At 76.3% G+C, this 16,532-nt stretch carries 16 protein-coding genes; 13 read left to right on the top strand and 3 right to left on the bottom strand.

Annotated features, from left to right (window positions below):
• Positions 1-43: 43 nt before the first annotated feature.
• From ACZ4M5_RS16550 to rfaE2, 8 genes are all read left to right on the top strand, one after another.
• Entirely contained in the window at positions 44-1,720 is a 1,677-nt protein-coding gene (locus tag ACZ4M5_RS16550; protein ID WP_467737286.1) for a carbamoyltransferase family protein, read from the top strand.
• Positions 1,717-2,790: a glycosyltransferase family 2 protein gene (locus ACZ4M5_RS16545; RefSeq protein ID WP_467737284.1), complete on the top strand. Its 1,074-nt coding sequence runs from the start codon at positions 1,717-1,719 to the stop codon at positions 2,788-2,790. The genes ACZ4M5_RS16550 and ACZ4M5_RS16545 overlap by 4 nt, the downstream gene beginning before the upstream one ends.
• Positions 2,787-3,443: a D-glycero-alpha-D-manno-heptose-1,7-bisphosphate 7-phosphatase gene (locus ACZ4M5_RS16540; protein ID WP_467737282.1), complete on the top strand. Its 657-nt coding sequence runs from the start codon at positions 2,787-2,789 to the stop codon at positions 3,441-3,443. The genes ACZ4M5_RS16545 and ACZ4M5_RS16540 overlap by 4 nt, the downstream gene beginning before the upstream one ends.
• The gene (locus ACZ4M5_RS16535) at positions 3,440-4,513 is read left to right on the top strand and encodes a glycosyltransferase family 9 protein (RefSeq protein WP_467737280.1); all 1,074 of its coding nucleotides are present in this window, start codon (positions 3,440-3,442) and stop codon (positions 4,511-4,513) included. The genes ACZ4M5_RS16540 and ACZ4M5_RS16535 overlap by 4 nt, the downstream gene beginning before the upstream one ends.
• Complete coding sequence (locus tag ACZ4M5_RS16530; RefSeq protein ID WP_467737278.1) at positions 4,510-5,475, top strand: glycosyltransferase; 966 nt, start codon at positions 4,510-4,512, stop codon at positions 5,473-5,475. Before ACZ4M5_RS16535 ends, ACZ4M5_RS16530 begins: the two co-directional genes overlap by 4 nt.
• Positions 5,472-6,749, top strand: coding sequence for a glycosyltransferase (locus tag ACZ4M5_RS16525; protein ID WP_467737276.1), 1,278 nt, complete (start codon positions 5,472-5,474; stop codon positions 6,747-6,749). The genes ACZ4M5_RS16530 and ACZ4M5_RS16525 overlap by 4 nt, the downstream gene beginning before the upstream one ends.
• Before the next feature lie 76 nt (positions 6,750-6,825).
• Positions 6,826-7,461 carry a D-sedoheptulose-7-phosphate isomerase gene (locus ACZ4M5_RS16520; protein WP_467737274.1) on the top strand — a complete coding sequence of 212 codons (636 nt, stop codon included), beginning with the start codon at positions 6,826-6,828 and terminating at the stop codon, positions 7,459-7,461.
• On the top strand, positions 7,458-8,864 hold the full coding sequence (rfaE2, locus tag ACZ4M5_RS16515; protein ID WP_467737272.1) for a D-glycero-beta-D-manno-heptose 1-phosphate adenylyltransferase: 1,407 nt from the start codon (positions 7,458-7,460) through the stop codon (positions 8,862-8,864). The genes ACZ4M5_RS16520 and rfaE2 overlap by 4 nt, the downstream gene beginning before the upstream one ends.
• A 384-nt stretch (positions 8,865-9,248) precedes the next feature.
• Here rfaE2 and ACZ4M5_RS16510 read toward each other — a convergent pair whose 3' ends face one another.
• The 3 genes from ACZ4M5_RS16510 to ACZ4M5_RS16500 form a co-directional block, all read right to left on the bottom strand.
• Positions 9,249-10,568: an MFS transporter gene (locus ACZ4M5_RS16510; protein WP_467737270.1), complete on the bottom strand. Its 1,320-nt coding sequence runs from the start codon at positions 10,566-10,568 to the stop codon at positions 9,249-9,251.
• Positions 10,569-10,898: 330 nt separating this feature from the next.
• Entirely contained in the window at positions 10,899-11,462 is a 564-nt protein-coding gene (locus ACZ4M5_RS16505) for a hemerythrin domain-containing protein (RefSeq protein WP_467737268.1), read from the bottom strand.
• A gap of 107 nt (positions 11,463-11,569) precedes the next feature.
• On the bottom strand, positions 11,570-12,103 hold the full coding sequence (locus tag ACZ4M5_RS16500; RefSeq protein WP_467737266.1) for a DoxX family protein: 534 nt from the start codon (positions 12,101-12,103) through the stop codon (positions 11,570-11,572).
• Positions 12,104-12,587: 484 nt separating this feature from the next.
• Between ACZ4M5_RS16500 and ACZ4M5_RS16495 the strand changes: the two genes are divergently transcribed.
• From ACZ4M5_RS16495 to ACZ4M5_RS16475, 5 genes are read left to right on the top strand one after another with little or no spacing between them, the layout of a single operon-like run.
• Positions 12,588-12,776, top strand: a complete 189-nt coding sequence (locus tag ACZ4M5_RS16495) for a hypothetical protein (RefSeq protein WP_333930290.1) — start codon at positions 12,588-12,590, stop codon at positions 12,774-12,776.
• 21 nt (positions 12,777-12,797) lie between these two features.
• A complete protein-coding gene (locus tag ACZ4M5_RS16490; protein WP_467737264.1) occupies positions 12,798-13,505 on the top strand; it encodes a hypothetical protein in 708 nt (235 codons plus the stop codon).
• Complete coding sequence (locus tag ACZ4M5_RS16485; protein ID WP_467737262.1) at positions 13,502-14,464, top strand: DUF6895 family protein; 963 nt, start codon at positions 13,502-13,504, stop codon at positions 14,462-14,464. The genes ACZ4M5_RS16490 and ACZ4M5_RS16485 overlap by 4 nt, the downstream gene beginning before the upstream one ends.
• Positions 14,461-15,378 (top strand): DUF6895 family protein, encoded by a 918-nt coding sequence (locus tag ACZ4M5_RS16480; protein WP_467737260.1) that lies wholly within the window; start codon positions 14,461-14,463, stop codon positions 15,376-15,378. The genes ACZ4M5_RS16485 and ACZ4M5_RS16480 overlap by 4 nt, the downstream gene beginning before the upstream one ends.
• Entirely contained in the window at positions 15,375-16,526 is a 1,152-nt protein-coding gene (locus ACZ4M5_RS16475) for a serine hydrolase domain-containing protein (protein ID WP_467737258.1), read from the top strand. The genes ACZ4M5_RS16480 and ACZ4M5_RS16475 overlap by 4 nt, the downstream gene beginning before the upstream one ends.
• The last annotated feature ends 6 nt before the right edge of the window (positions 16,527-16,532 follow it).

Genomic DNA, 16,532 nt, shown 5'->3' with positions numbered 1-16,532 from the left:
GCGTCCGGATCCGTCGTCACGACCGCCGAAAGGCCCGCCTGTCATGCGCATCCTCGGCATCAACGCCCTCTTCCACGACCCCGCCGCCGCCCTGGTGATCGACGGGCGGACCGTCGCCGCCGCGGAGGAAGAGCGGTTCTCCCGGCGCAAGCACGGCAAGCGGCCCCTGCCGTTCTCCGCGTGGGAGCTGCCCGAGCAGGCCGCCGCCTGGTGTCTGAGACGGGCCGGGCTGCGTCCGCAGGACCTCGACGCGGTCGCCTACTCCTTCGACCCCGAACTGGCCCGTCCCGCCGCCGACATGGGCCTGGACGACCCCTGGGACCACCTGCGGCTGACCTACGCCCGCGAGGCGCCGGGCTTCCTGAGCAGCGCGCTGCCCGGCCTCGACGCAGGGCGGGTCCGTTTCGTGCCGCACCACATGGCCCACGCCGCCTCCGGCGCCTTCGCCGCCCCCGACGCCGGCGACTCCTCCGTGCTGGTCCTCGACGGCCGCGGCGAGCGCGCCTCCCACCTGGCCGCGCGCCGCGTGGGCGACCGGCTCGAGGCCCTGTACGCGCAGGACCTGCCGCACTCGCTCGGCCTGGTCTACGAGGAACTCACCGAGCACCTCGGTTTCCTGCGCTCCTCCGACGAGTTCAAGGTGATGGCCCTGGCCTCGCACGGCAGGCCCCGCATGCTCGCCGAACTGCGCCGCCACGTGTACCCGACCGGCGACGGCGGGTTCCACGCCTCGGGTGTGCCCTGGCACGAGCTGTGCGCCCCCCGCGGGGCCGACGAGCCGTGGACCCAGGACCACGCCGACGTCGCCGCCAGTGCCCAGGCCGTCCTGGAGGAGACCCTGCTCGACCTGGTGCGCTGGCTGCACGGCCGAACCCACGACCGGGTGCTCACCCTGGCCGGCGGCGTCGCCCTGAACTGCGTCGCCAACTCCCGGATCGCCCGCGAGGGGCCGTTCTCCCGCGTGTGGGTGCAACCCGCCGCCGGTGACGCGGGCACCGCCCTGGGCGGCGCCCTGCTGCTGTCCGCGCGCGAGGGGGACATGCCCGAGGCCATGGACGGCGCCGACCTCGGCCGCGACTGGTCCGACGCGGAACTCGGCGCCTGGCTGAAGACCGCGGCCGTCCCCTTCGAGCGCCCCGCGGACATCGCCGCCACCGTCGCCCGGGCCCTCGCCGACAACGGGATCGTCGCCTGGTTCCAGGGCCGCTCCGAGTACGGCCCGCGCGCCCTCGGCCACCGCTCCCTGCTGGCCCACCCGGGGCACGCCGGGAACCTGGAGCGGCTCAACGACGTCAAGGGACGCGAGCAGTTCCGGCCCGTCGCCCCGATGGTGCTGGCCGACCGGGCCGCCGGCATCTTCGACGGCCCGCTGCCCAGCCCGTACATGCTGTTCGTGCACGACGTGGACCCGGCGTGGCGGGACCGTATCCCCGCCGTCGTGCACGTCGACGGAACGGCCCGCATCCAGACCGTCGACCGCGGCCGCGAACCGCTGGTCGCCCGCATGCTCGAGGAGTTCGAGCGGCTCACCGGACTGCCCGTCGTCGTCAACACCAGCCTGAACACGGCCGGCCGGCCCATGGTCGACGACCCGCGCGACGCCCTGGAGTGCTTCGGCTCCTCGCCCGTGGACCTGCTGGCCATCGGCCCGTACGCGATCCGGCGCGGCGACCTGTTCCGCACCGGCTCCCGCGGCGACGACGCCGGAGGCCCGCGATGACCGACTTCGGCGCACCGGCCCGGGACGCCGCCTACGCCGTGGTGATCCCGACCCTGGGCCGGCCCAGCCTGGGCAAGTGCCTGCACGCACTCGCCGAGGCGACCGGGCCGGGTCCGGTACGGGTCGTCCTCGTCGACGACCGGCCCGACGCGTCCCGGGTGCCTCTCACCGCCGACGTCCCGCCGGCCCTGCGCGCGCGCACGATCGTCGTACCCGGCGGGGCGCGCGGACCCGCGGCCGCACGCAACCTCGGCTGGCGCGCGGCGGGCGACGTGCCCTGGATCGTGTTCCTCGACGACGACGTCGTCCCCGGCCCCACCTGGGGCGACGACCTCACGCTGGACCTTGCGGCCGCCACCGGGCGGACCGCCGCGATCACCGCCCGCATCGAGGTGCCCCTGCCGCCCGACCGCCGCCCCACCGACTGGGAACGCAACACCGCCGGACTCGCCGGGGCCCGCTGGATCACCGCCGACATGGCGTACCGCCGGGCCGCGCTGGTGACCGTCGGCGGATTCGACGAACGCTTCCGGCGCGCGTTCCGCGAGGACGCCGACCTGGCCCTGCGCGTACTGGACGCGGGCTGGACCCTCACCACGGGCCGGCGCGCCACCACCCACCCGGTGCGGCCGGCCGGGCGCTGGATCTCCGTCCGCCTCCAGGCCGGCAACGCCGACGACGTGCTGATGACCCGGCTGCACGGCCGTCACTGGTGGCGCCGGGCCGGAGCCCCCCGCGGACGGCTGCCGCTGCACCTGGCGGTGACGGGGGCCGCCGTGACCGCGCTCGGCTGCGCCCTGCTGGGCAGGCACCGCGCGGCCGCGGTGTGCGCCGGGGCATGGCTCGCGGGGACCACCGAGTTCGCGCTCGCCCGGATCCTGCCCGGTCCGGCCACCCGCGACGAGGTCCTCACCATGGCCGCGACCAGCGTCCTCGTGCCGCCCGCCGCGACCTGGCACTGGCTGCGCGGCCGGATCGAGCACCGCAACGCCGGTCCGCTCGCCCTCCCCGGCGCAGGGGAGGGCGCGCCCCCGTCCCGCCCCCCGGTCAGGGAACGGCAGCGGTCGTGACCCGTACCGCGGGCCCCTGGCTGCTCACCGCTCCGCACCAAGCACCCGTGCGGCGGCCCCCGCGCGGCCCGGGCCACCCGCTCCCGGCGGCCGTCCTCTTCGACCGTGACGGCACGCTCGTCGCCGACGTCCCCTACAACGGCGACCCCGCCCGCGTCACGCCGATGCCCGGAGCGCGCGAGGCGCTGGACGCCCTGCGCGCCGCCGGGGTGCCCGTCGGCGTCGTCACCAACCAGTCGGGGGTCGCCCGGGGGCTGCTGACCCGCCGCCAGGTGGCGGACGTCCGCCTGCGCGTGGAGCACCTGCTGGGGCCGTTCGCCGTCTGGGCCGTGTGCCCGCACGGGCCGGGGGAGGGCTGCGGCTGCCGCAAGCCGGCCCCCGGCCTGATCGTGGCCGCGTGCCGCCACCTCGGCGTCCCCCCGCGGCACACGGTCGTCGTCGGCGACATCGGCGCCGACGTCCGGGCCGCGCGGGCCGCGGGCGCCCGCGGGGTCCTGGTCCCCACGCCCGTCACCCTGGCCGGGGAGATCGAGGACGCCGAACACACCGCGCCGGACCTGCGCACGGCGGTGCGCCTCGTGCTCGACCCGGACGGTCCCCTGCACCGAGCGGCGGATCACCCCGCGGGCCTGCCGGCCGAGGAGGCGCGATGACCCCCCTGCCGTCGCGCGACCGCCGCCCCCGCACCCTCGTGGTGCGCCTGGACAGTGCCGGGGACGTACTGCTGGCGGGCCCCGCCGTGCGCGCCGTCGCCGCCGGGTCGTCCCACACCGCGCTGCTGTGCGGACCCCAGGGCGCGGCGGCCGCACGGATGCTGCCCGGCGTGGACGACGTGCTGGTGCACGACGCCCCCTGGGTCGGGCTGGAACCGGCGCCGGTCAGCCGGGCGGCGACCCGTGAGCTGATGCGCGCGCTCACCGCCGGCCGCTTCGACCGGGCCCTGGTGCTCGTGTCCTACCACCAGAGCCCCCTGCCCGTCGCCCTGCTGCTGAAGCTGGCCGGCATCGGCTGGACCGGCGCGGACAGCGAGGACTATCCCGGGGCCCTGCTCGACCTCAGGCACCGCAGGCGGCCGCACCGTCACGAGGTGCTCGCCGCCCTCGACCTGGCGCACGCCGCCGGTTTCGCACTGCCCGACGGCGACGACGGCGCCCTCGCGGTGACACCGCCACCGCGCACGACCCACCTCACCGGACCCGAGCCGTACGTCGTCGTCCACCCGGGCGCCGCCGTGCCCGCCCGCGCCTGGACGCCCGGACGGGCCGCGCAGGCCGTGGCCGCGCTGTCCGCCGCCGGGCACCGGGTCGTCGTCACCGGCGGGCGCGCCGAGGGCGAGCTGACCGCACGGGTCGCGGGCCGGCACGCCCTCGACCTGGGCGGCGCCACCGATCTGGCGGAGCTCGCCGGGGTGCTGGCCGGGGCGCGGGCGGTCGTGGCCGGCAACACCGGTCCGGCCCACCTCGCCGCGGCCGTGGGCACGCCCGTGGTCAGCCTCTTCGCGCCGGTCGTCCCGGCCGAACGGTGGTCCCCCTATGGCGTGCCGCACATCCTGCTGGGCGACCGGCGGGCCCCGTGCGCGGACACCCGGGCGCGGCACTGCCCCGTGCCCGGACACCCCTGCCTGGACGCGATCGGCGACGCCGAGGTGCTCGCGGCCGTCGCGGCTCTCACCGACCACCCCGCCGGCCAGGGAGAACAGACGGAGCGAGGAGCGACCGTATGAACATCCTGCTGTGGCACGTGCACGGTTCCTGGACCACCGCCTTCGTCCAGGGGCCGCACACCTACCTCGTCCCCGTCACCCCGGGCCGCGACCCGGACGGGCTCGGGCGGGCCCGGACCTTCTCCTGGCCCGCGTCGGTGCGCGAGGTCACCCCCGAGCAGCTCCGGGACACACCGGTCGACCTCGTGCTGCTGCAACGCCCGCACGAGAGCGAGCTGGCCGAACGGTGGCTCGGTGGCCGCCGTCCCGGCCGGGACGTGCCCGCCGTGTACCTGGAGCACAACGCGCCCGACGGTGACGTGCCCGACACCCGCCACCCGTGCGCCGACCGCGCCGACCTGACGCTCGTGCACGTCACCCACTTCAACCGGCTGTTCTGGGACTGCGGTCGCACCCGCACCGAGGTCATCGAGCACGGCATCGTCGACCCCGGCCACCGCTACACGGGCCGGCTCGCCCGTGCCGCGGTCGTCGTCAACGAACCCGTGCGGCGCGGCCGGTACACCGGCACCGACCTGCTGCCCGGACTGGCCGAGGCGGTGCCGCTCGACGTGTTCGGCATGGGCACCGCGGACCTGGCCGCCCACCTCGGCCTGCCGCCCGACCGGTGCAGCGCGGCAGACCTGCCCCAGAGCGAGCTGCACCCGGCCATGGCCGAACGCCGCATGTACCTGCACCCGGTGCGCTGGACCTCCCTGGGGCTGTCGCTGCTGGAGGCCATGCACCTGGGCATGCCCGTCCTCGCGCTCGCCACCACCGAGGCGGTGGAGGCCGTCCCGGCCGGCGCAGGAGCCCTGTCCACCCGGCCCGAGGCCCTGGCCCGGGCCGCCCGCCACTACCTGCACGAGCCCGAGGCCGCGGCGGCGGACGGGGCCCGCGCCCGCCAGGCGGCCCTCGAACGCTACGGGCTCAAGCGCTTCCTGGCCGACTGGGAGCGACTGATCACGGAGGTGTGCTCATGACCCCGTCCCTCAGCCCCTTCCCCGCCGGGCCCCTCGGCGGTGACGGTCTCGACCCGGGCGCCCTCGCGATCGCCCTGGTCTCCGAGCACGCCAGCCCCCTCGCCGCGCTCGGCGGGGTCGACGCCGGAGGCCAGAACGTCCACGTGGCGAGCCTCGCGGCCGCCCTCGCCGACCGGGGCCACCTCGTCACCGTCTACACCCGCCGCGACGCGCCCGACCTGCCCGCCCGGGTGCGGCTGTGCGACGGCGTGGAGGTGCACCACGTGCCCGCCGGACCCGCCGAGGCCCTGCCCAAGGACGAACTCCTGCCGCACATGGACGCGTTCGGCCGCTACCTCGCCCGCAGCTGGCGCACCCGCGCCCCGGACGTGGTGCACTCGCACTACTGGATGTCCGGCCTCGCCGCGATGCACGCCGCCCGCGAGCACGGGCTGCCGCTGCTGCACACCTACCACGCCCTCGGCACGGTGAAGCGACGGCACCAGCGGCTGGCCGACACCAGTCCGCCCGAGCGCATCCCGGGCGAGATCGAGATCGGGCTCGGCTGCGACCGGGTCGTCGCCACCTGCCGCGACGAGGTGCACGAGCTGGCCCGCATGGGTGTTCCGCCGCAGAAGGTCACCGTCGTGCCGTGCGGCGTCGACACCGAACGGTTCACCCCCCAGGGGCCGGCCGTGCCCCGCGGACCCCACCGGTACCGGCTGCTGCAGCTGGGCCGGCTGGTGCCCCGCAAGGGCGCCGCGGTGACCGTCACCGCCCTCGCCCGGCTCCCCGAGACCGAGCTGGTCGTCATCGGCGGACCGCCGGCGGACCGGCTCGACGACGACCCGGAGGTGCGGCGGCTGCGCGGCATCGCCCGGGACGCGGGGGTGGCCGACCGGGTCCGCTTCGCCGGCGCCGTCGCCAGCCAGGACGTCCCGGCGCTGCTGCGCTCGGCCGACGTGGTGGTGTGCCCCGCCGACTACGAGCCATTCGGCATCGTCCCGCTGGAGGCCATGGCCTGCGGGGTGCCCGTGGTGGCCAGCGCGGTCGGCGGGCAGCTCGACACCGTCGCCGACCCCGCCACCGGCCGGCTGGTTCCCCCCGGCGACCCCGAGGCCCTGGCCCGCGCCGTCGCCGACCTGCTCGCCGACCCCGCGGCCCGGGCCGCCTGCGGCGCGGCCGGCCGCCGCCGGGTGCTGAGCCGGTTCGGCTGGGGCCGGGTCGCCGCGGCGACCGAGGCCGCCTACTGCGCGGTCCTCGACACCGAGTCCGCCGCCACCGGCGCCGGCTGAGCCCCGCCCGTCCCGCCCACCGCCCGAAGGAGGTGTGGGTCCCCGCCGTCACCGCACGGCGGTGCGCCCGATCCGCATGAGCGAATCCCCCGCACAGTCCGGCCTCGACGCCGCCCGCCTGCACTGCCGGTCGCTGGAGGAGGCCCTCGGCCGGTTCCGCCGGGACGGCCTGGACCGCGTCGCCGACTGGGGCGGCCGGCTCGCCGGCGTCCTCGGCGGCGGCGGCCGGCTGCTCGCCGCGGGCAACGGCGGCAGCGCCGCCCAGGCCCAGCACCTCACCGCCGAGCTCGTCGGCCGCTACCGCCGCGAGCGCCGCGCCTACTCGGCGATCGCCCTGCACGCCGAGACCTCCAGCGTGACCGCCATCGGCAACGACTACGGCTTCGACCAGGTCTACGCCCGGCAGGTCGCCGCCCACGGCCGTCCCGGCGACGTCCTGATGCTGCTGTCCACGTCGGGCCGCAGCACCAACCTCATCGCCGCCGCCGTCACCGCCCGCCAGGCCGGACTGCGCGTCTGGGCCCTCACCGGCCGCGGGCCGAACCCGCTGGCGGAGGCCGCCGACGAGGCGCTGTGCATCGACGCCGACAGCACCGCGAACGTCCAGGAGACCCACCTGGTCGCCGTGCACCTGCTCTGCGAATGCTTCGACACGGCCGTGTCCACGTCCCTGGCCCGGCGCACGGTCCTCACCCGCGGGAGCACCTCATGACCGGTCCGAAGCCCCTCGCCGTCGTCGGTGACGTCCTGCTCGACGAGGACATCGAGGGCGTCGCGACCCGCCTCGCGCCCGACGCCCCCGCCCCCGTCGTCGACGTCACCGGCGACCGGCGCCACCCCGGCGGTGCGGGGCTGGCCGCCGCGCTGGCCGCACGCGGCGGCCGGGACGTGGTCCTGGTGACCGCCCTGGGTGACGACGAGGCCAGCGAGGCCGTGCGCCGCGACCTGCGCGACCGGGTCCGCCTGCTGGAGATCCCGCTGAACGGCACCCTGCCGGTCAAGACCCGGGTCCTCGCGGACGGCCGGCCCGTCGTCCGCATCGACCGGGGCGGCGGCACCCCCGGCGAGCCCGACGAGGCCGTCCGCGAGGCGCTCGCGAACGCCCGTGCCGTCCTGGTAGCCGACTACGGCCGCCGCACCGCGGGTGCCCTGCGCCCGCTCCTGGAGGACGTGGCGCGGCGCACGCCCCTGGTGTGGGACCCGCACCCCAAGGGCGACCCGCCCGTGCCCGGGGCCCGCCTGGTCACCCCCAACGCGGCGGAGGCACGGGCCCTGCACCCCGGCTCCGGCGACACGTCCCTGGGCGCCTACGCCGAGCGCGGGACGCACCTCGCCGAGCTGTGGCGCGCCGCCGGTGTCGCCGTCACCCTCGGCGAACGCGGCGTCCTGCTCACCCGCCCCGGCTCCGCCACGCCGATGCTCGTGCCGGTCCCCTTCCGGGCCGACGGCGACCCGTGCGGGGCGGGCGACTGCTTCGCGGCGACCACGGCGGCGGCCCTCGCCGACGGCCTGCTCCCCGAGGAGGCCCTGCAGCGGGCCGTCGCCGAGGCGGCCGCGTTCGTCGCCGCGGGCGGGGCCGGCAACCCCGACCTGTGGCGCACCGAGCCGGCGCCCGGTCCCGCCGGTGACCCCGTCTCCGACGCCTTCGCCCTCGCGGAGAGCGTCCGGGCGCGCGGCGGCACCGTCGTCGCCACCGGCGGCTGCTTCGACCTGGTCCACGCCGGTCACGTCGGGCTGCTGGAGAGCGCCCGGCGCATCGGTGACTGCCTCATCGTGTGCCTGAACTCCGACGCGTCCGTCACCCGCCGCAAGGGCCCGGGCCGTCCGTTCAACCCGGCCGCCGACCGGGCCCGGGTCCTGGCGGCCCTCGGCAGCGTGGACGCGGTCGCAGTGTTCGAGGAGGACACCCCCGAGGCGGTCCTGGCCCGGCTGCGCCCCGACGTCTGGGTCAAGGGCGGCGACTACTCGGTGCAGGACCTGCCCGAGGCGGAGGTCCTGCGCACCTGGGGCGGCCAGGCGGTGGTGCTGCCGTACCTGGACGGCCGCTCCACGACCCTGCTGGCCCGCAGGGCGGCGAAGGCAGCCTCGACAGCCCTCGGGCGGTCCGGGGCATGACCGGGCGGTCCGGGCCCTGACCGGCTCGCCGGCGGGCATCGGTCGCCCGGGCCCACAGCGGCGATGGGGTTCCCGGCCCGCAACGGTGTCCGCGTGTCGTGCCCGGCGGACCGGGCTTAGCCGCCGCGACGGCGGCCGCGTCACCCGGAACCGTGGGGCCCGCCGCCGTGCCGGGTCCGGCGGCAGCGAGGGGCGGCGCGCGGCCGGGGGCGCGCGGACCGCTGACGAGCCCCTGGGGGAGCTGCGGGCCCGGCGAGGTCAGCCGGGCTCGCGCCGGCGTGCTGCCGGACCTCGGGCGCCTGGCCGGGCAGGTCCGGGCCCGCCCGCCCACCAGGGGTCCGACGGCAGTGGGCGCGACGGTCCGGCCCGCCGGCCCTGGCGTTCTCAGGCCGCCGCGCTCAGGGCCGGGCGGCCCGGCAGGTCGTCCTGCTCCTTGCGCAGCAGCACCGGCGTCAGGGCCCGGCGCCGGCGCAGCACGTACCCGGCGCCGATCGAACCGGCGATGATCAGCCCGCCGGTGACGAGGGCGCCGCGTGCCCCGGCCAGCTCCATCAGCAGTCCCAGGGCGGGCGGGCCGCCCAGGCCCCAGACGGTGCCGATGCTGCCCCACACGCCCAGCACGCGCCCGCGCAGATGGGCGGGCGGGTCCGTCTGGAGCACGGACGTGCCGGCGGTGTCGGAGACGGACTCCACGACGGCCATCGGCAGCACCAGCACGATCAGGACCGCCAGCGAGGGTGACAGGCCCGCCACCACCTGCAGCAGCGCACCGGCCGCCGCGAGGGCGCCCACCAGCCGGACGGACGGACGCCGCAGCCGGGCACCGAGCACCGCGCCGAGGATGCCGCCGACGGCGAGCACGGTCGACACCGTGCCGAACGAACCGGCGCCCCCGGCGAGCGGCCCGGTCACCAGCACGGCCAGGGTGAGCCCGTAGTTGCGGCCGAACACCGCGCTGATCCCGGTCACCCCGGCCAGGGCGACCAGCCGCGGCCGGCGCGCGAAGAACGCCAGCCCCTCCCGCACGGTGAGGGAGGCCGGGCGCTTGTCCCCGGCACCCGGATCCGGGACCTCCTGCCGCACCGCACCCGGCGCCGGGCGCAGGAAGGGGATCACCGAGGCCACGAACAGGAAGGACAGGCCGTTGGCGAAGTACGCGGCCGACGTGCCGAGGAACCCGACCGCCACGCCGGCCAGGGCCGCGCCGACGAGCCGGCCCGCCTGGTGCACCAGCGCCCCGACCCCGATGGCCGAGGGGACGTCCTCCGGCGGGACGAGGTCGTTGCCGAGCAGGGCGCACGCCGGGTTGTCGACGGTCGCGACGACACCGGTGAGCGCGGCCAGCACCATCAGCGAGGTCATGTCGATCCGGTCCAGCGCCACGAGCACGGCCGTGGTGAACGCGATCGTCCCGAGCAGCGCCTGGCTCACGGCTGCCGTCAGCTTCCGGGGCCAGCGGTCGACGGCGGCGCCGCCGAAGACGCTGATCAGCAGCGCGGGCGCGGCCTGCACGGACATGGACAGCCCGGTCGCGGCGGCGGAGCCGGTGATCTGCAGGACCAGCAGGTTCTGCACGGTGAGCTGCATCCAGGTGCCGGCGTTCGACACGAAGTTCGCGACGGACCACCAGCGCATGCTGCGGTACCTCAGCGAACGCCAGGGCGAACGGGAGGCGGACTGGGCAGGGGAGGACGACGAAGACACAGGACGGCACTCGCAAGACGAGTCGGGAGACTCAGCAGAGGAAGGGCGGGGGGAACGAGAGCACCGGCCGCGCTGCGCGGTGGCTCCCCTCGCCGGGTGACGGCGCGGACCATCGTGACAGAGGGCGACCCCCGCACCGTTCGCCCGGCACCGCACACCCTGCCCGGTGACGTCCCAACGCCCCACCGCTCGACGCGCCTTGACGGCCCGCGTGGGGTTGATCACAGTGGATGATCATGGAGCCCCGGGACATCACTCCACGTGACGGCGGCCACAGGCACGGCGAAGGGCCCGTCGCCGGGGCGACGGGCCCTTCGGGATGCGGACGCGCTACTCGAACGTGCCCCGGCCGGACAGGGCGTCCCGCAGCCGGTCGACCATGCCGGCGCCCGGGTTCAGGAGCTTGTTCGCCGGAGGCTTGTCGGGGCTTGCCGGGTGGGGCCGGGTCGGGGCGGTCTTCTTCGCCCTGCGGACCTTCTCGCCCAGCTCGTCCAGCGCGTCCGGCGGGCAGGCCGCGCGCAGGGCGGGGAAGAGGTTGCCCTCCTCGTCGGCGATGTGCGAGCGGATCTCGCTCATCAGCATGCCGACGAGCCGGTCGAACTCGGCGTCACCCGCGTCGCAGCCCTCCAGGTCCTTCATGATCTGCTCGGCCGTGGCGTGGTCCCGCAGTTCCCGGTCGGCGAGGGCGTCCCCGCCGGTCACGTGCTCCCGCACGGCCGGGTAGAGGTAGGCCTCCTCGGCCACCGAGTGCCGGACGAGTTCCATGGTGACCTGGTCCGCGTAGACCTTGCGGTCCTCGTGGCCGGGCGGCAGGGCCTCGATCCTGCCGAACATCTCCTCGACCTCGCGGTGGTCGGTGACCAGCTCGTCGATGACGTTGCCTCCGTGTCCCATGTCCTTCACCTCCTGCCCCCGGGTCCCCCCCGGCCCTCACGGGCTAACGGGCGGTTCCGCCGCCCGGTGCGGGCGGCTCAGACGGGGAGCTTCCCGGTGCGGGCGGCTCAGACGGGGAGCTTGGCCCGGACCCGGCCGGCCGTGGCGGCCGGGCGGGCGGTGGCGCGCACCGAGCGCCGCACCAGGCCCGCGTCGCGCCGCGCGCCGCGAGCGGCGTGGGTACCGCGCCACAGCAGCGAGGGGCGGGAGCCGGTGTCGTCGGCCGCGATCAGCAGACCGCCCAGCATGGACAGGTTCTTCAGGAAGTGGATGCGCTGCTGGGCCCGCTCCCCGGGGTCGTCCGCCTCCCAGAAGCGGTGCCCGGCCAGCGTCGTCGGAACCAGCGTGGCCGCGATGGCCAGGGCGGCAGGCCGCGGCATGCGCCCGGTGGCCAGCATCAGCCCGGCCACCACCTGCACGGCGCCGTTCAGCCGGACCGCCTGTTCGGTGCGGTCCGGCAGCGCGGACACGCGGTCGGTGACCGGTTTGACGACCGGCTCGGCGGCCTCGGCGACCTGCTTGGGGTTGCGGACGGAGTTCACCCCGCCCGCCAGGAACATCGAGGCCAGCATGGGGCGGCCGAGCACGCGCAACAGACTCATGGCCCTCTCCAGGGTGTCGGTGGCATCACTGCACGCCGGGTTCCCCGGGCGGGAGGGACCACGCACGCCGCGCGGTGCGCGGCCCACGCCCGCGCGCGCAGCTCCCCGCAGAGCAGCACGCCGACGGCGGCGCACGCGAGCGCCCGCGTCACGGCGAGCAGCGCCCCGGTGCTCCGTCGGGTTGGCCGTTGGGTGGGCGGCGCGGCCGTGGAAGGCCACCCAGTACTGCACCTGGGCGGTCAGCGGCGCCCGCGCCCAGTCGCGCTGGAACGCAGCGCGGCGTCGGCGTCGAGCACGGCGTCCTCATCCGGACGCGGCCGACCCGGAGGTGCGCACGCTGCGGGTCGTGGCACGCGAGGCGGTTCCTCACGGGTGAGATGTTGAAGATGTTACTGAAGTGAATTCTGAGAAATTTGGCATGCTTTGTCCGATTCCGGAGATCCGGAAGGTGAAGGTACCCGCTTCAGCTCAAGGAGATGGTGCTATGCCTTCCACCGAAAAGGTCACCAAGGAACTGACCGGTGTCCCGAGCGTCGACATCGAGGCGGCACTCGACCCGGCAGAACTCGACGGCGTCTACCGCGACAGCCGTCAGTGCGCAGCGCTCGCGCTGCAGTCGGGCGCGACGAAGCTCCTGCTGTCGCCGCCCACCCCGCGCCCGAAGAAGGGCTGACGGAGACAGGAGTAGTAGTCAATGGAACTGTCTGGCACCTCGACCCTCCTGCAGGGCGCGGTGCGGGACCTCGCTTCCGGTGTGGTCTCCGCTCTTCGGAGCGGGGACCACACCCCGTCGGCCGCCCCCGCGGCGGCCGGCGGGGAAGCCGAGGGACTGGCCGTCGCGGCCGTGCGCGTGCTGGGATCCGACGCGCTGCTGCCGAGCGTCCTCCTGCACACTCCGCCCCTGCCCGACGAACTGGCCGTGTTCCGCAAGGCGGTGGAGGCCTACCCGCCCCGTGCGGACGCCGCACCGACCGTCGTGTGGAGCCACTGGGCGATGCGGCGCACGATGAGCCGGCTCGACCCCTCCTTCGTCGACGCCACCACCCACGGTGCGGAGACGGAACCCGACGTGGACGCCCTCGCCGACGCGAGCTGGCAGTCCCTCACCCACCAACTCGCCGTCCTGGCCCCGCTCGCCCTGCCCGGCGAGGACAGCGCGGTCGCCCGCACGGCCCAGCGCCGGGCGCTCGACGTGGCCCGCGGGTTCGTCCGCGCCGTGCGCCGCCGGGACTGGCGGCAGGCGGCCGGCGCCGGGCGCTGGCTCACCCTGCTCGACGGCGTCCCGGACACGCTCGGACTCGACGCCGGCCTCGACTTCACGGAGCTGATGGGCGGTGCGGACCCGCTCGTGGCCCTGCAGGTGCAGGCGGCACGGCTCACCCGCGCGGGAGCCCCCGCGTGACGGCGCCGCTCGACCCGGCGGTGGTCCGCCGGCCGGCCGAGGCCGCGCTGGCCTGGATCTGCGACCGCCGGGCCGACTTCGCGCTCGGCGAGGACGCGCTCGCCGCCGACGGCGAGGTCAACCGCAGCTGGAAACCGCTCGGCGAACTCGCCCTGATGTGTGCGGCGGTGTCCCGCAACACCCCGCCCTCCGACCCGCTGCACGCACGCGCGGCCGACCTCCTGGAGTACGCCTGGCAGGAGGCCGGCCGCGGCGAACTCCTGGTGCGCCTGCAGCACCTGGAGCCCTTCGCCACCTACCCGCTGGAGGTGTACGCCGCCTTCGCCTCCACCGGGCTGCGCCACCCCGGCTACGAGGCGGCCGCCACCCTCGTGGCCCGCACCCGCGGCTGGCAGCTCACCGAACAGCCCGCCACCCGCCGGCTCGGCGTCCTCAACGCCGAGGAGACCACCGGCGTCCGCCGCTCGGGCGGCATGCCGCAGGCCCTGCGCACCACCTGGCTGGGCGGACTGCCGGAGCCGTGGACCTTCGAGCGCGACTCCGGGTACGCCCTGACGCACGTGGTCTTCCACCTCACCGACTGGGGACGGCTCGGACCCGCGGGACTGCCCACGGACCTGGCGGCCTATCTGGCCGACTGGCTGCCGCCCTGGCTCGACACCTGCCTGGACGCGCAGATGTGGGACCTCGGCTGCGAGCTGCTGGCCGTTGCGGCGAGCCTGCCCGAACTGCCCGCGCCCGCCCTGCTGCGGGACGCCTGGGAACGGATCGCGGCCGCGCAGCACCCCTCGGGCGCGCTGCGCGAGGCCGGGCACAGCGACGGCGAACCGGACTTCACCGTCCACTACCACTCGACCCTCATGACCGTCTTCGCGGCGGCCCTGACCACCGGGCGGCTGGACGACGCGGCCCCGGCCGGTCCGCACGACCGGCCCGGCGCACAAGGAGTGCTGGGATGACCGACACCCGCCTGATCCACAACGTCGGGGTCCGTGCCCTGGAATGGCTGTGGGCGCACCGCGACGGATTCCGGCTGGAGACCGACGTCGACCCGGAGACGGGCTTCCTCGAACGGTTCAAGCCCATCGGTGAACTCGCCCTCATCTGCCGTGTGCTCTTCCGCGAGGGCGTGGCCGGCTCGCGCCAGGCGCAGCTGGCCCGGCAGCTCCTCGACCACGCCTGGCGCGACACCCTGGACGGCGGCCGGATGCTGGTGCGCGGACAGCGCACCGAGCCCGCCTCGCCGATCCCCTTCGAGGTGTACCTGCCCTTCAAGGAACTCGGCTACCGCCAGCCCGAGGTCGAGCGGGCCACCGAGCTGAACCACCGGCTGGAGAGCTGGGTGGCCTTCGAGACCACCCCCACCCGCCGCCTGGGCCTGTCCGCCTTCCAGCGCCGCTTCGGACTGGCACCCCGCCCGCCGGAGGCGGACCTGGTGGACGCCACCTGGCTGGCCCGCACCCCCGAGCCCTGGACGGTGGAGGGCCACACCGCCTACGACGTCACGCACACGGTGTTCCACCTCACCGACTGGGGCGAGAACCCGGACGGCCTGCCGCCCCGCATCGCCGACTACCTCGCCACCTGGCTGCCGGTGTGGATCGACGACTGGCTGGACCTGCGGCGCTGGGACCTGCTCGGTGAGCTGCTGGTGGTCGACGCCTGTCTGCCCCGGCCCACGCTGGACCCCCCGGCCTGGGAGGCGTTCGCGGCCGCCCAGCAGCCCGACGGCGCGATGCCCGCCATCCGCACGATGCCCGAGGGCGAGCCGGACGAGGTGTTCGACATCGTCTACCACCCCACACTGGTGGCCGCGTTCGCCTCGTTCCTGGCCACGTCCCGGTCCCTGTCCGCGCTCTCCCACGCCTCATGACGGGGTCCGGATCCCTTCTCGCACCCGGCTCGCCCCACGTGTTCTGGCCGGGCGAGCCCTGCGACGACGAGGAGACGCGGCCCCCGCACCCCGCCCTCGCGGACGACGCCCCCGACCCGCGCGGACCGGCGACCGAGCCCCTCGCCCGGCGGCTCGCCGAGGCCGTCGACGCGGCCGACGCCCCCGACGTCGTCCTCGCCGTCTCCCGCCGCGGCCGGCGCACGGTCATGAGCGGCGGCACCGCCGGCCGCCGGTCCCTGCCCCGTGAGGCACTGCGCTACGAGGTCGGCTCGGCGGGCAAGACCTTCACCGGGCTGCTCCTGGCCCGGCTCATCCACGGCGGCACGGTGACCGGAGGCGAACCGGCCGCCGCGCTCCTCGACGCGGGGCGTCCCCCCGGCGCCCACCCGGTCACGCTCGCCCACCTGATCACGCACACCTCCGGACTGCCCGCCCTGCCGCCCGGCTTCCTGCGGCGCGCGCTGCCCGCCTGGCACACCAACCCCTACGCCTGCTTCCCGGCCGAACTGGTCGTCCGGGCGTTCCTGCGCCACCGGCCCCGCCACCGCCCCGGCACCCGGTGGTGCTACTCCAACTACGGCGTCGCCGTGCTCGGACACGCCCTGGCGGCCACCACCGGAACCCCCTGGGAGAGGCTGGTCGCCGAGCAGGTCCTGCGTCCGCTCGGCCTGACCGGCACCACCCTGCACGCGGACGGCCCGGAACTCGACGCCCCGGGGCACGACAAGGACGGCCGGACCCCCGTACCCGCCTTCGACGCGGGCGGATTCCAGGCGGCCGGCGCGCTCCGGGCCACCCCGGGGGACCTGCTCACCTTCCTCGAGGCCCACCTCGACCCCGCAGGCGCTCAGGAAGACTCACCGACCCTCGCGGCCGCATTGCGTGCGGTGCGCCGCCCGGTGCTGCGCCGCGGACTGACGCACCGGCACGTGCACACCATCGCGTGGTTCCGTCACCCCACCGACGGGGGACCGATGTACTTCCACAGCGGCGCCACCCTCGGCCAGCAGGCGTTCCTGGGCTTCCGTCCCGACACCGGCACGGCACTGGCCGCCGTCTGCACACGGCGCTTCCGGGCCCACGACCCGTTCGTGGCCCGGGCGTACGAGCTGCTCGCCGAGGCGTGACGGAGC

This window comes from Streptomyces sp. NPDC026246 (assembly GCF_055567995.1).
The sequence above is the reverse complement of the archived record's forward strand: the minus strand, read 5'-3'. Positions and strand labels throughout refer to the sequence as shown.

Excerpts from the sequence above, each read along its gene's own strand:
- ACZ4M5_RS16550 (WP_467737286.1), top strand. The coding sequence starts at position 44 with ATGCGCATCCTCGGCATCAACGCCCTCTTCCACGACCCCGCCGCCGCC.
- ACZ4M5_RS16545 (WP_467737284.1), top strand. The coding sequence starts at position 1,717 with ATGACCGACTTCGGCGCACCGGCCCGGGACGCCGCCTACGCCGTGGTG.
- ACZ4M5_RS16535 (WP_467737280.1), top strand. The coding sequence starts at position 3,440 with ATGACCCCCCTGCCGTCGCGCGACCGCCGCCCCCGCACCCTCGTGGTG.
- ACZ4M5_RS16530 (WP_467737278.1), top strand. The coding sequence starts at position 4,510 with ATGAACATCCTGCTGTGGCACGTGCACGGTTCCTGGACCACCGCCTTC.
- ACZ4M5_RS16525 (WP_467737276.1), top strand. The coding sequence starts at position 5,472 with ATGACCCCGTCCCTCAGCCCCTTCCCCGCCGGGCCCCTCGGCGGTGAC.
- ACZ4M5_RS16520 (WP_467737274.1), top strand. The coding sequence starts at position 6,826 with ATGAGCGAATCCCCCGCACAGTCCGGCCTCGACGCCGCCCGCCTGCAC.
- rfaE2 (WP_467737272.1), top strand. The coding sequence starts at position 7,458 with ATGACCGGTCCGAAGCCCCTCGCCGTCGTCGGTGACGTCCTGCTCGAC.
- ACZ4M5_RS16505 (WP_467737268.1), bottom strand. The coding sequence starts at position 11,462 with ATGGGACACGGAGGCAACGTCATCGACGAGCTGGTCACCGACCACCGC.
- ACZ4M5_RS16500 (WP_467737266.1), bottom strand. The coding sequence starts at position 12,103 with ATGAGTCTGTTGCGCGTGCTCGGCCGCCCCATGCTGGCCTCGATGTTC.
- ACZ4M5_RS16495 (WP_333930290.1), top strand. The coding sequence starts at position 12,588 with ATGCCTTCCACCGAAAAGGTCACCAAGGAACTGACCGGTGTCCCGAGC.
- ACZ4M5_RS16490 (WP_467737264.1), top strand. The coding sequence starts at position 12,798 with ATGGAACTGTCTGGCACCTCGACCCTCCTGCAGGGCGCGGTGCGGGAC.
- ACZ4M5_RS16480 (WP_467737260.1), top strand. The coding sequence starts at position 14,461 with ATGACCGACACCCGCCTGATCCACAACGTCGGGGTCCGTGCCCTGGAA.
- ACZ4M5_RS16475 (WP_467737258.1), top strand. The coding sequence starts at position 15,375 with ATGACGGGGTCCGGATCCCTTCTCGCACCCGGCTCGCCCCACGTGTTC.